Raw genomic sequence first — 16,806 nt, 5'->3', positions numbered from 1 at the left:
GGCAGCGCCAACTGGCCCTGCCCTTTTCAGTTATCAGGCCTCGGGTTCCTGATCCGGTACCACCACGCCTTCACGCGGCTCATCCGGGTTCGGCGCTGGCAGATTCATCAGCTTCGCCAGGATGCGCGCCAGCTTCAGGCGCATTTCCGGACGGCGGACGATCATGTCGATGGCGCCTTTCTCAATGAGGAACTCACTGCGCTGGAATCCCGGCGGCAGTTTTTCACGAACGGTCTGCTCGATAACGCGAGGACCCGCAAAGCCGATCAGCGCTTTTGGCTCAGCGACGTTCAGGTCGCCCAGCATCGCGAAGCTCGCGGAGACGCCGCCCATGGTTGGGTCGGTCAGCACGGAGATGTACGGCAGACCGCGCTCCTGCATCTTCGCCAGCGCTGCAGAGGTTTTAGCCATCTGCATCAGGGACATCAGGGCTTCCTGCATACGTGCTCCACCGGAGGCAGAGAAGCAGATCAGCGGACAGTTGTCTTCCAGCGCCTGCTCAACGGCACGCACGAAGCGCGCACCGACCACGGAGCCCATTGAGCCGCCCATAAAGGAGAACTCAAACGCAGCGGCAACAACCGGCATCCCATGCAGGGTGCCTTTCATGACGACCAGCGCGTCTTTCTCGCCGGTCTCTTTCTGTGCGGAGGCCAGACGATCTTTATATTTTTTGGAGTCGCGGAACTTCAGCACGTCTTTTGGCTCAAGCTCGCTGCCCAGTTCTACCAGAGAACCTTCGTCCAGCAGGCTATGCAGGCGGTTGCGCGCCGACATACGCATATGGTGGTCACACTTCGGACACACCTCAAGGTTGCGCTCCAGCTCTGCGCGATACAGAACCTGGCCGCAGCTATCACACTTCGTCCATACCCCTTCAGGAATGCTCGCTTTACGCGTTGGGGTAATGTTGCTTTTAATTCGTTCAATCCAGCTCATTGATAACCTTTCTGCCTGAACCTGGTCGTATGCCAGTTTTGCTATAAGAGGCGAATAATGCCATTTTTGCCTCCAACAGACCATGAATGTTGCACATTAAAACATAACAGCCCGAAACTTTGGATAAAAAAGTGGTCGAACCGCCAGTGTGCATTTACTTCGCTTGCTTTGCCGCCGCACGTTTATGACGAATGATTTCGATAACGCCCGGCAGTACGGAAAGCACAATAATCGCTACAATCAGTAACTTAAGATTTTCCTGAACCACTGGGAGATCGCCAAACAGGTAGCCTGCATAGGTAAACAGCAGTACCCAAAGCAGCGCCCCCACGACGTTATACATGGCAAAATGACGATAGGACATATGTCCCATTCCCGCCACAAACGGTGCAAATGTGCGCACAATAGGCACAAAGCGCGCAAGGATAATGGTTTTTCCGCCATGGCGTTCATAAAACGCATGCGTTTTATCTAAATAGCTGCGGCGGAAAATTTTTGAATCCGGATTGCTGAACAGCCGCTCACCGAATACGCGTCCAATCGTGTAGTTGACCGCATCACCGACGATGGCGGCAATCACCATCAGCACCACCATAAGATGCACATTCAGATCGTTGGTGGGCAGCGCCGATAACGCCCCGGCGACAAACAGCAGTGAATCGCCCGGCAGGAACGGCGTGACAACCAGCCCGGTTTCACAAAACAGAATGAGGAACAGAATGGCATAAACCCAGACGCCATACTGCGCGACCAGTTCTGCCAGGTGAACATCAATATGCAGGATGAAATCAATCAAAAAACGAATTACGTCCATATTGTCTAAGCCTTAATTGCACCTTTGTTTAGTCCGCTAAAAACAGCGGCCCCATTGGCGGTTTCGGCAGGTCAAACCGATCCGGATAGTCTACCGAGACCAGATACAGCCCTTCCGCTTTCGCCGTGGCTGCCGCAAGCGTTCTGTCCTTCGCTGCCAGCAGGTCTGCAATCCAGCTCTCCGGCTGGTGTCCGGCACCCACTTCCATCAGGCTGCCCACAATATTCCGCACCATATGATGTACAAAGGCATTGGCTTTGATATCCACCACCACATACGCGCCAAAACGGCTGACGTGAATGTGCATGACATTACGCCACGGCGTGCGGGACTGACACTGCACCGCACGAAACGAGGTAAAGTCATTTTCACCAATCAGACACTGCGCCGCGCGATGCATGCGTTCCGCATCGAGCGGTTCATAAAAATGCGTCACGCCCTGGCTTAACACCGCCGGACGCAGACGCTGGTTGTAGATGACATAACGGTAACGACGCGCGGTGGCGCTGAAACGCGCATGAAAATCATCCGGCACAGCTTTCACCCAACGCACCGCAATGTCACCAGGCAAATTCGCATTTACACCCAGCGTCCAGGCGGCATCCTTACGCACGGCGGTGGTCTCAAAGTGCACCACCTGCCCCGTGCCGTGAACGCCCGCGTCCGTCCGGCCTGCGCACAGGACGTTAATCGGCTCGTTTGCCACCTGAGAGAGCGCTTTCTCCAGTTTCTCCTGGACGCTGCGCACCTCATTCTGACGCTGCCAGCCATAATATTTACTGCCATCGTACTCAATACCGAGGGCAATTTTATGAACCGGCTTTTGTTCCACGTCTGACATCAGTACAGGTACTCCTGCACCAGTTTTTCAGCGATCTTGACCGCCATCAGCGCGCCGCCGAAACGAACGTTGTCGGCAACGGACCAGAACTGAACCTGCTCCGGCATACCGTAGTCGTTACGCACGCAGCCAACGGAAAGATGCGCGCTACCGGTGGCATCGCCCACCTGCGTCGGGAACTCGCTCTCTTCAGAGAGGACGATGTCTTCCCCGCGCCCAAACGCATCGCGCGCCTCTTCTGCCGCCAGGGGACGCAGCGCTTCAAAGCCGACCATCTGCGCGTGACCGTAGAAGACCGGGGACTGCACGACGCTTGCGGAGATCATCAAGCCATCGTCCTGCAGAATTTTACGCACCTCATCGACGATACGACGCTCTTCGCGCACGGAGCCCTCGCGGTCCGGCAATAGCGGCAGCATGTTGAACGCCAGCTGGCGGCCAAAGAAATCATCTTCATCAATCGGAATGCCGTTCAGCAGCTTCGCGCTCTGCCCGGCCAGCGCGTCAACGGCCTTTTTGCCGTTTGCGGACGCCGACAGCAGGCTGGTGACGGTAATGCGCGACAGGCCGCCGTCGTCGATCAGCGGTTTCAGTGCAGTCAGCAGCTGGCTGGTCAGGCTGTTCGGCACCGCAATGACGTTACGGTTGCGGTAGTCAGCCAGTACAAACGGGTTCACGTCCGGCACCACCAGCGGCACATCCGGCTCCATGGAGAACAGACCGCTCAGATCGATGACCAGGCAGCCTGCGTTGGTCGCCTCTTCAACGTACGCCGCAGTGGCTTCAGCGCCCGCGGCGAAAAACGCCAGCTGCGCCTGCGTCCAGTCGAACGCCGCCGCATCCTGAACCATGACGGATTTATTGTTAAAACGCAGATGCTCACCCGCGCTATCCGTTCGCGCCAGCGCATAGATATCGCCCACCGGGAACTGACGCTCAGCAAGCGTTTCGAGCAGGGCTTCGCCCACGGCACCCGTGGCACCTAAAATGGCAATGTTCCAGCCTTCAGACATGGTGGTTTACTCCAGAAATAAAAAAGCGTCCCTGTCGGAGTATCCGACAGGGAGCATTAAGAAGACATTAATGCGCCGGGTGATGAACGGCGTTAAACCCCAGCTTGTGCAGCAGCGTCGCCGCCGACGCGTCGTCGCACATCACATAGAGGGAAGACCACTCGCGGCGCTCAACGTAGTTCTTGCGCAGCTTATCAAACTCACCCGGGATCCCCGCCACTTTACGCAGCAGCGCATCATCGCGGCGCACATCATACACTAAATGCACTAGCCTTTTCAGCGTTGCCTGATCGAGCGGGCCGTGAAGAGTAATGCGGCCAAATTCAGGCGCGGGGAGTAAGGTATCCAGCGCCACCTGCTGCGGATGGCCGATGAAGGCGCTGTAGGCTTCGAAGACCTGCGTCGTACCGCGGGCTTTCCCTTCGAGGGTATAACCAGCGATATGCGCCGTGCCCACATCAACCTTATTTAGCAGCTCAACGTTGAGGTCCGGCTCCGGCTCCCAGACGTCCAGCACCACGCTGAGGTCTTGTCCTTCGTTCAGACACGTCAGCAGCGCGGCGTTATCGACTACCGGACCACGGCAGGCATTTATCAGAATAGTGCCAGCCTTCAGACGGCGAATTAACGCCTCATCGGCCAGATGCAGAGACTTATACGGCCCCTCTTTAAACAGCGGCGTGTGGAACGTCAGCACGTCGCACTGTTCAACCAGCTCGTCCAGCGAACGGAAATCCCCATCATCGCCGTTGTCTTTGCGCGGCGGATCGCACAGCAACGTGCGGATCCCTAACGCTTCCAGGCGCTTTTGCAGGCGTCCGCCGACGTTACCCACGCCGACAATCCCCACGGTGCGGTCTTTCAGCGCAAACCCGTCGCGCTCGGCCAGCATCAGCAGCGAGGAGAAAACGTATTCCACGACGGCAATCGCGTTACAGCCCGGCGCGGCGGAGAAACCGATTCCGGCCTGCTTCAGCCATTTATCATCCACATGATCGGTCCCTGCCGTTGCGGTCCCAACGAACTTAATCGCCTTACCGGCGAGCAACGCCTCATTTACTTTGGTCACCGAGCGCACCATCAGGGCGTCGGCATCGTCCAGTTCGTTGACCGGGATCGGGCGACCAGGAACAGCCTTAACGTTACCCAGGCGGCTAAACAGCTCACGGGCGTAAGGCATATTTTCATCAACGAGGATTTTCACGTCTGAGTACCTGTTTGAGAGGAAGAAAACCTGCCAAGTGTGCCATAATCTGGCCGCCAGGCATATACGTCTGCCAGGTTTACGCTGAGTTTTGACTTTAAGGATTTTTGACGATGCAGCCCATTTCAGGTACGCCGCCACGCCCTCCGGGTGAAGGCCCCGTCACGCCAAACGTTGCCGGTGAACAACCGCTATCCACGCAACAGCGCACCGTGCTGGAGCGACTGATCACGCGCCTGATTGCGCTGACTTCACAGCAAAACGCGGAAGTCTGGGCCGGGGTGAAGCATGATTTAGGCGTGAGGAACGACGCACCGCTGCAGTCGCGCCATTTCCCCGCAGCCGAGCAAAATCTGAACCAGCGTATTACGACCGCGCAGCAGAACCACACCACGCGCCAGATTGTTTCTCAGCTGACGGAGCTGCTGGGCCAGGGAAATAACCGCCAGGCGGTGAGTGATTTTATTCGCCAGCAGTATGGTCAGACCGCGCTGGGCCAACTGACGCCCGACCAGCTCAAAACCGTGCTGACGCTGCTGCAGAACAATGAGCTGTCGATTCCGCAGCCGCAGGTGCGCCCGGCGACCGAGCGTCCGCTGCTGCCCGCCGAGCACAATACGCTCAAGCAGATGGTGACGAAGCTGGCCGCGGCCACCGGCGAGCCGACGAAGCTTATCTGGCAATCCATGCTGGAGCTGTCGGGCGTGAAGGCAGGCGAGCTGATCCCGGCCAAACAGTTTACCCATCTGGTGACCTGGCTCCAGGCACGCCAGACGCTCAGCACCCAGAGCGCCCCTACCCTGCATACTGTGCAGGCCGCGCTGAAACAGCCGCTTGAGCCGCACGAGTTCGAGGTGATTCGGGATTATGCCCAGCAGAACTGGCAGGCCACGCCGCAAACGGTACTGACTACCGCGCAGGTGCAGGATCTGCTCAACCAGATCTTCGTTCGCCGCGCCGAGCGCGAAGGCGGCGTACCGGAGGTGAGAAATATTCAGCCGATCTACAGCCCGCTGTTTGCGCCGGTCGTGGAGACCTTCAGAACACTTTCTGCGCGTCCGGGATTGATGTTTATTGCATTACTGATTGCGCTGGCGATTTTCTGGCTGGTTGCCTGATATTTTGCCCGGTGGCGCTGCGCTTACCTAGCCTACAACGGCTCGAACCGTAGGCCGGGTAAGGCGCAGCCGCCACCCGGCAACAACGACTCACGTTCTGCGAAACGCCACCAGCGTCACCACGATCCCCACCACCGCGGAAACCGCACCGGCCAGGAAGACGGACGGATAGCCAAACGAGGTGGCTAACAGCCCGGCCAGCGGCCCGGTTACCCCGTATGAGATATCCTGAAACGCCGCATAGCCGCCGAGCGCCGTCCCGCGCACCTGCGGAGCCACGCGCTTCACCACTTCAACGCCCAGCGCCGGGAAGATCAGAGAACAGCCGCAGCCGGTCAGCGCCGCACCAAGCAGCGCAACGGATGCCACGGGTGCATTCCACAACAGCAGAAGACCGATGGTTTCAATGACCAGCGATGCCACCGCCACCTTTACGCCACCAAAGCGATCCGGCATCCAGCCAAAAAGCACGCGCATCAGAACAAACGCGCCGCCAAACGCGGTAAGCGTAAAACCGGCCATCGCCCAGCCGCGGCTCATAAAATAGAGCGAGACGAACGTCCCAATCACCGCAAAACCCACGCCCTGCAGCGCCAGGCCCAGGCCCGGCTGCCAGATTTGGCCGACCACGCTCCACAGGGAAGGACGCTCGCCTTTGTGCGCGGGCACCTTACGCACCGAGCCGTTAAACGCCCATGCCACCAGCGGCAGCGCCATGGTGGTGGCAGCCAGCGCCGCAAAACCGAACTGGCTGTTGATCAGCAGACCAAGCGGTGCCCCGGCGGCCAGCGCGCCGTAGATGGCCATGCCGTTCCAGGACATCACCTTGCCGGAACGTGCTGGCCCTACCAGCCCCATTCCCCAGGTCAGGGTGCCGGTCAGCAGCTGGCTTTCACCGAAGCCAAGAATTAAACGGCCCAGCACCAGCAGCGCAAATTTATACACGGCGTCTACCGGCAGGAGAGCCGCCAGCAGCCAGGCGCCGCCCGCCAGCCCGCAGGCAAACATCCCCTGCAGCGCCGAGCGTTTGGCACCGTGCTGATCCGCCAGACGTCCGGCGTAGCCGCGGGTTAAAACCGTCGCTAAAAACTGAATGCCCACGGCGATGCCGACCATGGTGTTGCCATAGCCCAGCTCCTGATGAACGAACAGCGGGATCACCGGCAGCGGCAGGCCAACGGTCATATAGGTCAGGAATACCGCAAAGGCGATACGGAACAGCGAGACGTTCGCTGAAGGGGTTGTTTCTGTTTGAGTTACTGCAGTCATGCTTTACTCCGAAATGAAGAGTAAGGCGGGGAAATGCCACGCCCCCTCTACCTGATTATCAGGATTAAGGTGCGTTGGTTGACGTTAAACGCTTACGCATTATCGTGAGGATAATGTTGAGTGGTGAAGTTTGCCTGTGAGATCAGCCGCTTGTCAATGCATAAAAAAGGGAGCCTTATGGCTCCCCTTTCGAATCAAACATAAAACTTATGCTTTCAGCTTACGCATGACCAGCGTGGCGTTGGTGCCACCGAAACCGAAGCTGTTGGACATGACGGTAGTCAGCGTCGCGTCCGTTGGTTTGGTCACGATGTTCAGGCCAGCAGCCTGCTCATCCATCTCTTCGATGTTGATGCTTGGCGCGATAAAGCCGTTTTCCAGCATCAGCAGAGAGTAGATCGCTTCCTGTACGCCAGCCGCACCCAGAGAGTGACCGGTCATGGCTTTTGTCGCGGAGATTGCCGGGCTGTTGTCGCCGAAGACTTCACGGATCGCACCCAGCTCTTTCACGTCACCTACCGGCGTAGAGGTACCGTGGGAGTTCAGGTAGTCGATTGGGGTATCAACACCGTGCATCGCCATCTTCATGCAGCGCACCGCGCCTTCGCCGGATGGCGCAACCATGTCGGCGCCGTCGGACGTTGCGCCGTAGCCCACGATCTCAGCATAGATGTGCGCGCCACGTGCCAGAGCGTGCTCCAGCTCTTCAACCACAACCATACCGCCGCCGCCCGCGATAACGAAACCGTCACGGTGCGCATCGTAGGTACGGGAGGCTTTGTCCGGGGTCTCATTGTACTTGGTGGACAGTGCGCCCATCGCGTCGAATTCACAGGCCATTTCCCAGCCCAGCTCTTCGCCGCCGCCAGCAAATACGATGTCCTGCTTACCCAGCTGGATCTGCTCAACAGCGTTACCGATACAGTGTGCGGAGGTCGCACACGCGGAGCTGATGGAGTAGTTCACACCGTGGATTTTGAACGGGGTCGCCAGGCACGCGGAAACCGCAGAACCCATGGCTTTCGTGACCACGTACGGACCTACCGCTTTCAGACCACGCGGGCTACGCATGGCGTCAGCACCGAATACCTGCGCTTTAGATGAGCCGCCGGAGCCGGCAATCAGACCCACGCGCGGGTTGTTCTGATAAACCTCTTCGCTCAGGCCGGAATCTTTGATCGCTTCCTGCATGGAGAGATAAGCATAAATAGAGGCATCGTTCATGAAACGAACCACTTTGCGGTCGATCAAACCGGTGGTGTCCAGTTTGACGTTACCCCATACGTGGCTACGCATACCTGAATCTTTAAACTCTTCAGAGAAAGTGATCCCGGAGCGTCCTTCACGCAGAGATGCCAGGACTTCCTGCTGGTTATTACCGATGCTGGAAACAATGCCCAGGCCAGTAATCACTGCACGTTTCATTCAATACCTCTGTAAGTCGCACTATAGTAAGTTTCGAGTCGCACAATAGCGTACACTTGTACGCCGAACAAGTCCGATCAGACATTTTCTGCGGAAATTTGCACCGATGGACTCACATCGTTAAGATCGTGCCACTGCCTGTCAGACGAGTAACTTACGTGAAACAAAACGCTATACAACCCGCCAACCTCGAATTCAACGCTGAGGGTACACCTGTTTCCCGAGATTTTGATGACGTCTATTTTTCTAATGATAACGGACTCGAAGAAACTCGCTATGTTTTCCTCGACGGAAACCAGCTCAGCACCCGCTTCCCGGCGCACCCGCGGAGCCTGTTTGTGGTCGCGGAAAGTGGATTCGGCACCGGTCTGAATTTTTTAACCCTCTGGCAGGCGTTTAATCAGTTCCACGCTGCTCACCCTGAGGCTACGCTACAAAGATTACATTTCATCAGTTTCGAAAAATTCCCGCTCACCGCGCACGATCTGCGGCTTGCCCACCAGCGCTGGCCGGAGCTTGCGCCTTGGGCAGAACAGCTTCAGGCGCAGTGGCCGCCCCACATCGGCGGCTGTCACCGTCTGATTTTGGACGGTGGACGCGTCACGCTGGACTTATGGCTCGGCGACATCAACGACCTGACCGACAGGCTCGATGATTCGATGAATCAGAAGGTCGACGCGTGGTTTCTGGACGGTTTTGCCCCTGCCAAAAACCCGGACATGTGGAGCCAGCATCTGTTTAACGCGATGGCGCGGCTGGCGCGCCCTGGGGCTACCCTTGCCACCTTCACCTCGGCGGGCTTTGTCCGCCGTGGGCTGCAGGAGGCGGGCTTTACCATGCAGAAGACCAAAGGCTTTGGCCGCAAGCGCGACATGCTGGTCGGCAGGATGGAGCAGACGCTGGAGATCCCCGCTCAGACGCCCTGGTTTGCGCGCCGCGCCAGCGCATCGCGCGACGTAGCGATCGTTGGCGGTGGGATCGCCAGCGCCCTGCTCTCGCTCGCCCTTCTCCAGCGTGGCTGGCAGGTCACGCTCTACTGCGCTGACGACGCGCCCGCCAGCGGCGCATCCGGCAACCGTCAGGGGGCGCTCTATCCGCTTTTAAGCGCACACGATCCGGCCCTGTTCCAGTTTTTCCCCGCGGCCTTTACCTTCGCCCGCCGCCTGTACGACGCGCTGCCAGTGGCATTCGACCACGACTGGTGTGGCGTGACGCAGCTCGGCTGGGATGAGAAGAGCCAGCAGAAGATCGCGCAGATGCTGTCGCTGGGCCTGCCGGAAGAGATTGCCCGCGCGGTCAGTGCGCAAGAGGTGGCGGACACCGCTGGCGTAGAAACCGGGTGTGGGGGCATTCAGTACCCGCTCGGCGGCTGGCTGTGTCCGGCTGAACTGACCGCGGCGGTCATTACCCTGGCGCAGTCGCAAGGGCTGACGGTGCGGTATGCCCACAAGGTGGAATCGCTCACCCGGACAGAACGCTGGGATCTGCGTTTTGCTTATGGCAAGGAGGCGAGCCATGCCAGCGTTGTGCTGGCCAACGGGCATCACATCAGCCAGTTTATCCAGACAGCAGCGTTGCCGGTTTATCCGGTCGGCGGCCAGGTAAGCCATATCCCCACCGCGCCTGCGCTCGGCAAACTGCGCCAGGTGCTGTGCTATGACGGCTATCTGACACCGCAAAATCCGTCTAACGGCCATCACTGCATCGGGGCCAGCTATCATCGTGGCGAAACGGATATGCGCTATAGCGAAGCGGATCAGGCGCAAAACCGCCAGCGCCTGATTGACTGTTTCCCGCATGCGGCGTGGGCGAAAGAGGTTGACGTCAGCGAGGGTGACGCGCGCTGCGGCGTGCGCTGCGCCACCCGCGATCATCTGCCGATGGCGGGCAACGCGCCGGACTATGACGCGACGCTTGCGGCCTATGAAGATCTGGCTGAAAACAAGGAAACGGCGGTAAGTGCCCCGGTTTATCCGGAACTGTTCATGCTGGGCGGATTAGGATCGCGAGGTTTGTGCTCCGCGCCGCTGCTGGCTGAAACGTTAGCCGCGCAAATGAGCGACGAGCCAATTCCGCTGGACAGGGTTACGCTTGCGGGACTGAATCCGAATCGCTTGTGGGTAAGGAAACTGCTGAAGGGGAAAATGGTTAAGTAAGGTGCGGCCTGGTGCCCTCACCCTAACCCTCTCCCACAGGGAGAGGGAAAATTAGTAGGCCCGGTAAGCGCAGCGCCACCGGGCGAAAAACGATGACTTAGCGTTTAGCCTGCTGGAACAGGTTGTCCCACATGCCCAGCACCAGTGACTGGTCGCGCGGAGAGAGCTCCCCGGCCTGAATGGCTTTCTCCAGACTGCGGGTCACTTCCTCATGAACAGCATCGGCAGAGTGATCGTCACCTGCTTCCAGCTCGGCTACCGCGAGCGTCAGGTGACCACGCAGATAACCGCTGGCGAACAGCTCATCATCGCTGGCGTGTTCCACCATGTCATCAATTAACGCCAGAATGCGTGATTCAAATTCTGCGATCATCTTCTTTCCTCTGTTAAAGATCTTCCGGCCAAGGGAAGCTTTCCGCCGCAATCGCCGGCGTGTGGTAATAATTCTGTAAGGCCTCGATCAGGCGCGCCGGACGTGCCGGGATGCCTTTCTCAAGGTATTCCATCACCTGCGCATGCACGCGGCGCTGGAAGACAATACGGTCTGGCTCGAAGTCGCCTTCGAGATTGTCGCAGCTGACGTTGAACGGGAAACCCGCCGCCACGCAGAACAGCCATTCCAGCGCCTGCGGCTTCACTTCCACATCCTCAAACTGCCCCTGCGTCGCGGCGTCTCGCCCGTCCGGGCAATACCAGTAACCGAAGTCCACCAGCTCGCGACGCGCTTTTCCGGCGATGCACCAGTGCGAAATTTCGTGCAAACCGCTGGCGTAAAAGCCGTGGGCAAAGACGATGCGGTTATACGGAACCTCGTCATCAGCAGGAAGATAGATCGGTTCGTCGTCGCCTTTAATCAGACGGGTATTAAAATCGTCAGCAAAACAGCCGTCAAAGATCTCAATCAGCTGTTCATATTTATGCGTACTGTTCATTAGTGCATCCCCAACCAGGTGAGGATCTCCTGTCCATGGCTGTCATAAAGAAGTTTGGCGCTCATCACGGCCGAGACGATAACGATCATCGGACGGATCAGCTTTTGCCCTTTGCTTAATACCAGACGCGAGCCCGCGCGCGCGCCCAGGAACTGCCCTGCCATCATCACAAACCCGGTTGCCCAGATGACCTTGCCGCCAATGATAAACAGCAGCAGGCCGCCGACGTTCGAGGTCGCGTTGAGCACTTTGGCATGGGCGGTCGACTTGGCGAGGTTAAACCCGGCCAGCGTCACGAACGCCAGCGCGTAAAACGAGCCTGCCCTCGGGCCGAAGAAACCGTCGTAAAAACCGACGCAGCCCCCGGCAATCAGCGCAAACGGCAGGCCGTGCAGACGACGCTGACGGTCTTCCTCGCCGAGCTTCGGCATCAGCAGGAAGTAAAGACCGATACAGATAACCAGAACCGGCAGGATCTGGCGCAAAATATCCGACTGCACGTGCTGAACCAGCAGCGCGCCCGACGTGGAACCGATAAAGGTCATCAGGATATTGAGCTTCTGGTCGGCCAGGCTCACCACCTTGCGGCGGATAAAATAGAGCGACGCCGAAAGCGAGCCGCCGCAGGCCTGCAGCTTGTTGGTGGCAAGCGCCTGCGCCGGGCTCATGCCCGCCGCCAGCAGCGCGGGTACGGTTAATAGCCCGCCGCCGCCCGCAAGAGCATCAATAAAACCGGCCAGCATAGCCACAAAGAACAGCACCACCAGCAGCAACGGTGACACCATAAACAGCTCGACGAAATTATCCATTAAAGTACATGCTCATCCAGTAGCGCCTGGCAGGAAGGCGGCAACGGAGGCGGTGTCTTCTTCTCAGGCTTAGAGGTTCCAGGTTTTGCCGGTTCAAACCAGCTTTGCAGTTCCGCACCACAGCCATCGCCTGGCGGCGGTAGCGGCTGATCTTCGCATTCCAGGCTGTTCGCCGGGCAGCGCAGACGAACGTGCATGTGCGCACGATGCTGGAACCACGGGCGCACTTTGCGCAACCAGTCGCGATCGGTTCCCTCATCGAGGCACAGCTGTTGCTTGATAGCCGGGTTGACGAAGATCCGCGTGACGTCGTTATCTTTTGCCGCCAGCTTAATCAGGCTGAAGATATCCGGCGTCCACAGTGAGGGCACAACGCGCTTACCGTCGCTCGACACCAGATCCAGCGCCTGCGGTTTCAGCAACTGGGCTGAACTCCAGCGTGCTTTAGGCAGCTGCAGGAAGATATCGACATCCAGTCCGGTCTGGTGACTGGCGTGTCCACCGTTAAAACGCCCGCCCGCAGGCATCCCCATATCGCCGATCAGCATCGTGCCCAGCCCCAGATTATGCACCTGGTTTCCCAGCCGCTGGATGAACAGCACCAGATCCGGGTGCCCGAAGTAACGACGCTGGTCGGTACGCATCACCTGATAGGTATCCGATTGCAGCGGAAGTTCCTGAGCCCCCACGATACAGCCGTTAGAAAAGGCGCCGATGGACTGCGCGCTCCCCGCCACCGGATGGGTGATTTTTTGCCACGGCGTGGCGGCCAGACTGGCTCCACTGGCAAGCAGCGCCAGCAGAGCAATTGCGGTTTTTTTCATGTTTACCAGCGTGGAATGGTGGTCGTCACATCCGCATTCTGCGCGCGCTGGCGCAGGAAGTGATCCATCAGCACGATCGCCAGCATCGCTTCCGCGATCGGTACCGCGCGGATCCCCACGCACGGATCGTGACGTCCTTTAGTGATCATCTCAACTTCTTCGCCATCGCGGTTAATCGTGTGGCCCGGCACGGTAATGCTTGAAGTTGGTTTCAGCGCGATATTGGCAATAATCTGCTGCCCGCTGCTGATCCCGCCCAGAATGCCGCCCGCGTGGTTGCTCTGGAAGCCCGCTTTCGTGATTTCGTCGCGATTCTGGCTGCCGCGCAGGGATACCACGTCAAAACCGTCGCCAATCTCAACGCCCTTCACCGCGTTGATGCTCATCAGCGCGTGCGCGATGTCGGCATCGAGACGGTCAAATACCGGCTCGCCCCAGCCTGGCGGGACGCCGTCGGCCACGACGGTGACTTTCGCCCCAATGGAGTCGCCCTCTTTTTTCAGACCGCGCATCAGTTCGTCCAGCGCGTCCAGCTTGTCGGCATCCGCACAGAAGAACGGGTTTTGCTCGACCTGATCCCAGTCTTTGATCGCCAGCGGAATGTCGCCCATCTGGGTCAGACAGCCGCGGATCACGATGCCAAATTTCTGCTGCAGGTATTTCTTAGCAATGGCGCCAGCCGCCACGCGCATCGCGGTTTCACGCGCGGAGGAACGTCCGCCGCCGCGATAGTCGCGGAAGCCGTACTTTTGTTCGTAGGTGTAGTCGGCATGGCCTGGACGGAACACGTCCTTGATGGCGCCGTAGTCCTGGGAGCGCTGATCGGTGTTTTCAATCAGCAGACCAATGCTGGTGCCAGTGGTACGGCCTTCAAAGACGCCGGAGAGAATTTTGACCTGGTCCGGCTCGCGACGCTGCGTGGTGTAGCGAGAGGTGCCCGGACGACGACGGTCGAGGTCGTGCTGCAAATCGGCTTCGGTCAGTTCGATGCCTGGCGGTACGCCATCAACGATACAGCCCAGCGCCAGCCCGTGCGACTCGCCAAAGGTGGTCACGCGGAATACCTGTCCAATACTGTTTCCTGCCATCACGGCTCCGATGTTGTTGTTTGTGTTTGAGCGTTGTGAAACGGGCCGAAGCCCGCTGGATTAATCTTTATAGATGCTGAAGTGTTCGCGCGCGTCGAGCAGCTGCGCTTTGGTCAGCATAAAGACGCCGTCACCGCCGTTGTCGAACTCAAGCCAGGTGAACGGCACATCCGGGTACTGCTCTATCAGATGTACCATGCTGTTGCCCACTTCACAAATCAGAACGCCGTCGTCGGTCAGATAATCCGGCGCGCAGGCCAGAATGCGGCGGGTCAGCTTCAGGCCGTCAGAGCCTGACGCCAGACCCAGCTCCGGCTCGTGACGGTATTCGTTTGGCAGATCGGACATGTCTTCCGCATCGACGTACGGCGGGTTAGTGACGATCAGATCGTACTGCAGCGTCGGCAGATCGCGGAACAGATCGGAGCGAATTGGCGTAACGTGATGGATCAGACCGTGCTCTTCTATGTTGTGCTCGGTCACGGCCAGCGCGTCGGTGGAGATATCAACCGCGTCCACTTCCGCTTCCGGGAAGGCGTAAGCGCAGGCAATGGCGATACAACCGCTCCCGGTACACATATCCAGAATGTGCTGCGGCTGATGGCCGATCAGGCCTTCAAAGTGGTTGTTAATCAGCTCACCAATCGGCGAGCGCGGCACCAGCACGCGTTCATCGACATAGAACTCGTGGCCGCAGAACCAGGCTTTGTTGGTCAGGTAGGCGACCGGAATACGCTCGTTCACGCGACGGATTACGCGCTCAACGATGCGGTGTTTTTCGCTCGAGGTCAGGCGCGCGGTGCGCATGTCTTCCGGAATATCCAGCGGCAGGTAGAGGGACGGCAGCACCAGCTGCACGGCTTCATCCCACGGGTTGTCGGTACCGTGTCCGTACCAGATATTGGCGGCGCTGAAGCGGCTAACCGACCAGCGCAACATGTCCTGTATGGTATGCAGCTCGTTTACTGCTTCATCGACAAATATTTTATCCACTCTTTCCTCCAGGGCATGCTCGCATAATTTTCGGCGGCTAGTTTGCCATGAAGACGGCGATAAATCAGCAATGACGCGTACCGCTTGAGGTTAAAAAATGCGTTTAGTCGGGTACACTATCGGAAATACGAGATGAGAATGACGAATGAAAAAGAAAACATCGCTCAGCGAGGAGGATCAGGCGCTCTTCCGCCAGCTAATGACCGGGACGCGGAAAATCGCGCAGGACACCATCGTCCATCGCCCGCTGCGTAAAAAAATCAGCGAAGTTCCGGTCAAACGGCTGCTGCAGGAGCAGGCCGATAATAGCCACTACTTTTCAGACGAGTTTCAGCCGCTGCTTAATACCCAGGGCGCGGTGAAATACGTGCGCGAGGACGTCAGCCATTTCGAACTGAAAAAGTTACGCCGGGGAGATTATTCGCCGGAGCTGTTTCTGGATCTGCACGGCTTAACGCAAATGCAGGCGAAACAGGAGCTGGGGGCGTTGATTGCCGCCTGTCGCCGCGAACATGTTTTTTGCGCCTGCGTGATGCATGGCCACGGGAAACATATCCTTAAGCAACAGACGCCGCTGTGGCTGGCTCAGCACCCACACGTAATGGCGTTTCATCAGGCACCGAAAGAGTACGGCGGAGATGCCGCCTTGCTGGTATTGATTGAAGTTGAGGAGTGGCAGCCGCCAGAGTTGCCCTGACAGAAGGGCGGGAAAGATATAGCATCCCGCCCTGTCACACGTCACGTCAGATCGCTTTTGCCATCTTCAGGTTGCACGGGCTCATTTGCCAGTTGAAGACCCCTTTGCCGGTTTCGTCGAGGGTGACGTTGGCAATCGCGGAAGTGGTGAACATAGGCGGCGTTTCGCCCGGGCACAGCTCAGATACCAGATAGCCGACCAGCGGCAGGTGGGAAATGACCAGTGCGGAAGCGACACCTTCATTGCACAGCGCCTGAAGATAAGCGCTGACAAGGCCGACATCACCGCATGGTGTCAGTTCGGGGAGAACATCCACACTGGACGGCAGGTTCATACACTCCCCTACCACATCCAGCGTCTGTTCTGCACGCAGGAACGGACTCACAAGAACGCGTTCAATGTCCACTTTTTGACCTTTAAGCCAGGTTGCCATCAGACGGGATTCGTCGCAGCCACAGACGGTTAAAGGACGTACTGAGTCACTGGCGGCATCGAGTGCCGCGTCGCCGTGACGCATGATGAAAACTTGCATATTGCACCGCTTTTGTTAACCAGAATCACCGGCGTTAACTACCCGCGATAAATGCTAAGAGGTAGAAAACCCGATGGCCGGGCATTGTGCCTGATCCATTCGATGAATGAAACGCTGTTTTTTACCTCAATGGCGTAAGTATAGTCAATCTC

Annotated in this window: 17 protein-coding genes; 3 read left to right on the top strand and 14 right to left on the bottom strand. The window is 58.2% G+C overall.

Annotated elements, in window-relative coordinates:
• Window positions 1–33: 33 nt before the first annotated feature.
• The 5 genes from accD to pdxB form a co-directional block, all read right to left on the bottom strand.
• Entirely contained in the window at window positions 34–939 is a 906-nt protein-coding gene (gene accD, locus ACHH0Z_RS00745) for an acetyl-CoA carboxylase, carboxyltransferase subunit beta (protein ID WP_008502598.1), read from the bottom strand.
• Window positions 940–1,093: 154 nt separating this feature from the next.
• Entirely contained in the window at window positions 1,094–1,753 is a 660-nt protein-coding gene (locus ACHH0Z_RS00740) for a DedA family protein (RefSeq protein WP_008502599.1), read from the bottom strand.
• 28 nt (window positions 1,754–1,781) lie between these two features.
• Complete coding sequence (truA, locus tag ACHH0Z_RS00735; protein WP_021241572.1) at window positions 1,782–2,594, bottom strand: tRNA pseudouridine(38-40) synthase TruA; 813 nt, start codon at window positions 2,592–2,594, stop codon at window positions 1,782–1,784.
• Window positions 2,594–3,607 (bottom strand): aspartate-semialdehyde dehydrogenase, encoded by a 1,014-nt coding sequence (locus ACHH0Z_RS00730; protein WP_023325776.1) that lies wholly within the window; start codon window positions 3,605–3,607, stop codon window positions 2,594–2,596. Before ACHH0Z_RS00730 ends, truA begins: the two co-directional genes overlap by 1 nt.
• 67 nt (window positions 3,608–3,674) lie before the next feature.
• Entirely contained in the window at window positions 3,675–4,811 is a 1,137-nt protein-coding gene (gene pdxB / locus ACHH0Z_RS00725) for a 4-phosphoerythronate dehydrogenase PdxB (protein WP_023294134.1), read from the bottom strand.
• Between the two features lie 113 nt (window positions 4,812–4,924).
• Between pdxB and flk the strand changes: the two genes are divergently transcribed.
• On the top strand, window positions 4,925–5,929 hold the full coding sequence (gene flk, locus ACHH0Z_RS00720) for a flagella biosynthesis regulator Flk (protein WP_008502603.1): 1,005 nt from the start codon (window positions 4,925–4,927) through the stop codon (window positions 5,927–5,929).
• 90 nt (window positions 5,930–6,019) lie between these two features.
• On the opposite strand, the gene ACHH0Z_RS00715 is transcribed toward flk, so the two are convergent.
• Together ACHH0Z_RS00715 and fabB are read right to left on the bottom strand one after the other, a co-directional pair.
• Window positions 6,020–7,198: an MFS transporter gene (locus tag ACHH0Z_RS00715; RefSeq protein ID WP_032663138.1), complete on the bottom strand. Its 1,179-nt coding sequence runs from the start codon at window positions 7,196–7,198 to the stop codon at window positions 6,020–6,022.
• 207 nt (window positions 7,199–7,405) lie between these two features.
• Entirely contained in the window at window positions 7,406–8,623 is a 1,218-nt protein-coding gene (gene fabB / locus ACHH0Z_RS00710; protein WP_008502605.1) for a beta-ketoacyl-ACP synthase I, read from the bottom strand.
• Window positions 8,624–8,781: 158 nt separating this feature from the next.
• Here fabB and mnmC point away from each other — a divergent pair, with 158 nt between their 5' ends.
• Window positions 8,782–10,779: a bifunctional tRNA (5-methylaminomethyl-2-thiouridine)(34)-methyltransferase MnmD/FAD-dependent 5-carboxymethylaminomethyl-2-thiouridine(34) oxidoreductase MnmC gene (gene mnmC / locus ACHH0Z_RS00705; RefSeq protein ID WP_045409240.1), complete on the top strand. Its 1,998-nt coding sequence runs from the start codon at window positions 8,782–8,784 to the stop codon at window positions 10,777–10,779.
• A gap of 97 nt (window positions 10,780–10,876) precedes the next feature.
• On the opposite strand, the gene ACHH0Z_RS00700 is transcribed toward mnmC, so the two are convergent.
• From ACHH0Z_RS00700 to prmB, 6 genes are read right to left on the bottom strand one after another with little or no spacing between them, the layout of a single operon-like run.
• A complete protein-coding gene (locus ACHH0Z_RS00700; protein ID WP_008502607.1) occupies window positions 10,877–11,152 on the bottom strand; it encodes a YfcL family protein in 276 nt (91 codons plus the stop codon).
• Between the two features lie 13 nt (window positions 11,153–11,165).
• A complete protein-coding gene (locus ACHH0Z_RS00695; RefSeq protein WP_008502608.1) occupies window positions 11,166–11,711 on the bottom strand; it encodes an elongation factor P hydroxylase in 546 nt (181 codons plus the stop codon).
• Window positions 11,711–12,520, bottom strand: coding sequence for a sulfite exporter TauE/SafE family protein (locus tag ACHH0Z_RS00690; protein ID WP_045409242.1), 810 nt, complete (start codon window positions 12,518–12,520; stop codon window positions 11,711–11,713). The genes ACHH0Z_RS00695 and ACHH0Z_RS00690 overlap by 1 nt, the downstream gene beginning before the upstream one ends.
• Entirely contained in the window at window positions 12,520–13,344 is an 825-nt protein-coding gene (gene mepA / locus ACHH0Z_RS00685) for a penicillin-insensitive murein endopeptidase (RefSeq protein ID WP_008502610.1), read from the bottom strand. The genes ACHH0Z_RS00690 and mepA overlap by 1 nt, the downstream gene beginning before the upstream one ends.
• Before the next feature lie 2 nt (window positions 13,345–13,346).
• Window positions 13,347–14,432: a chorismate synthase gene (gene aroC / locus ACHH0Z_RS00680; protein WP_023325780.1), complete on the bottom strand. Its 1,086-nt coding sequence runs from the start codon at window positions 14,430–14,432 to the stop codon at window positions 13,347–13,349.
• 60 nt (window positions 14,433–14,492) lie between these two features.
• Window positions 14,493–15,425, bottom strand: coding sequence for a 50S ribosomal protein L3 N(5)-glutamine methyltransferase (gene prmB / locus ACHH0Z_RS00675; protein WP_008502612.1), 933 nt, complete (start codon window positions 15,423–15,425; stop codon window positions 14,493–14,495).
• Window positions 15,426–15,570: 145 nt separating this feature from the next.
• On the opposite strand from prmB, the gene smrB reads away from it, so the two are divergent.
• Window positions 15,571–16,122, top strand: a complete 552-nt coding sequence (gene smrB / locus ACHH0Z_RS00670; protein WP_023344606.1) for an endonuclease SmrB — start codon at window positions 15,571–15,573, stop codon at window positions 16,120–16,122.
• A 46-nt stretch (window positions 16,123–16,168) separates the two neighbouring features.
• Here smrB and sixA read toward each other — a convergent pair whose 3' ends face one another.
• Entirely contained in the window at window positions 16,169–16,654 is a 486-nt protein-coding gene (gene sixA / locus ACHH0Z_RS00665; RefSeq protein ID WP_014884683.1) for a phosphohistidine phosphatase SixA, read from the bottom strand.
• Window positions 16,655–16,806: the final 152 nt, after the last annotated feature.

This window comes from Enterobacter cloacae complex sp. 2024EL-00227 (assembly GCF_043945315.1).
In the GTDB taxonomy this organism is placed as follows: domain Bacteria; phylum Pseudomonadota; class Gammaproteobacteria; order Enterobacterales; family Enterobacteriaceae; genus Enterobacter; species Enterobacter roggenkampii.
This window is presented reverse-complemented; position numbering and strand designations above follow the sequence as displayed.

Excerpts from the sequence above, each read along its gene's own strand:
- accD (WP_008502598.1), bottom strand. The coding sequence starts at position 939 with ATGAGCTGGATTGAACGAATTAAAAGCAACATTACCCCAACGCGTAAA.
- ACHH0Z_RS00740 (WP_008502599.1), bottom strand. The coding sequence starts at position 1,753 with ATGGACGTAATTCGTTTTTTGATTGATTTCATCCTGCATATTGATGTT.
- truA (WP_021241572.1), bottom strand. The coding sequence starts at position 2,594 with ATGTCAGACGTGGAACAAAAGCCGGTTCATAAAATTGCCCTCGGTATT.
- ACHH0Z_RS00730 (WP_023325776.1), bottom strand. The coding sequence starts at position 3,607 with ATGTCTGAAGGCTGGAACATTGCCATTTTAGGTGCCACGGGTGCCGTG.
- flk (WP_008502603.1), top strand. The coding sequence starts at position 4,925 with ATGCAGCCCATTTCAGGTACGCCGCCACGCCCTCCGGGTGAAGGCCCC.
- ACHH0Z_RS00715 (WP_032663138.1), bottom strand. The coding sequence starts at position 7,198 with ATGACTGCAGTAACTCAAACAGAAACAACCCCTTCAGCGAACGTCTCG.
- fabB (WP_008502605.1), bottom strand. The coding sequence starts at position 8,623 with ATGAAACGTGCAGTGATTACTGGCCTGGGCATTGTTTCCAGCATCGGT.
- ACHH0Z_RS00700 (WP_008502607.1), bottom strand. The coding sequence starts at position 11,152 with ATGATCGCAGAATTTGAATCACGCATTCTGGCGTTAATTGATGACATG.
- ACHH0Z_RS00695 (WP_008502608.1), bottom strand. The coding sequence starts at position 11,711 with ATGAACAGTACGCATAAATATGAACAGCTGATTGAGATCTTTGACGGC.
- ACHH0Z_RS00690 (WP_045409242.1), bottom strand. The coding sequence starts at position 12,520 with ATGGATAATTTCGTCGAGCTGTTTATGGTGTCACCGTTGCTGCTGGTG.
- mepA (WP_008502610.1), bottom strand. The coding sequence starts at position 13,344 with ATGAAAAAAACCGCAATTGCTCTGCTGGCGCTGCTTGCCAGTGGAGCC.
- aroC (WP_023325780.1), bottom strand. The coding sequence starts at position 14,432 with ATGGCAGGAAACAGTATTGGACAGGTATTCCGCGTGACCACCTTTGGC.
- smrB (WP_023344606.1), top strand. The coding sequence starts at position 15,571 with ATGAAAAAGAAAACATCGCTCAGCGAGGAGGATCAGGCGCTCTTCCGC.
- sixA (WP_014884683.1), bottom strand. The coding sequence starts at position 16,654 with ATGCAAGTTTTCATCATGCGTCACGGCGACGCGGCACTCGATGCCGCC.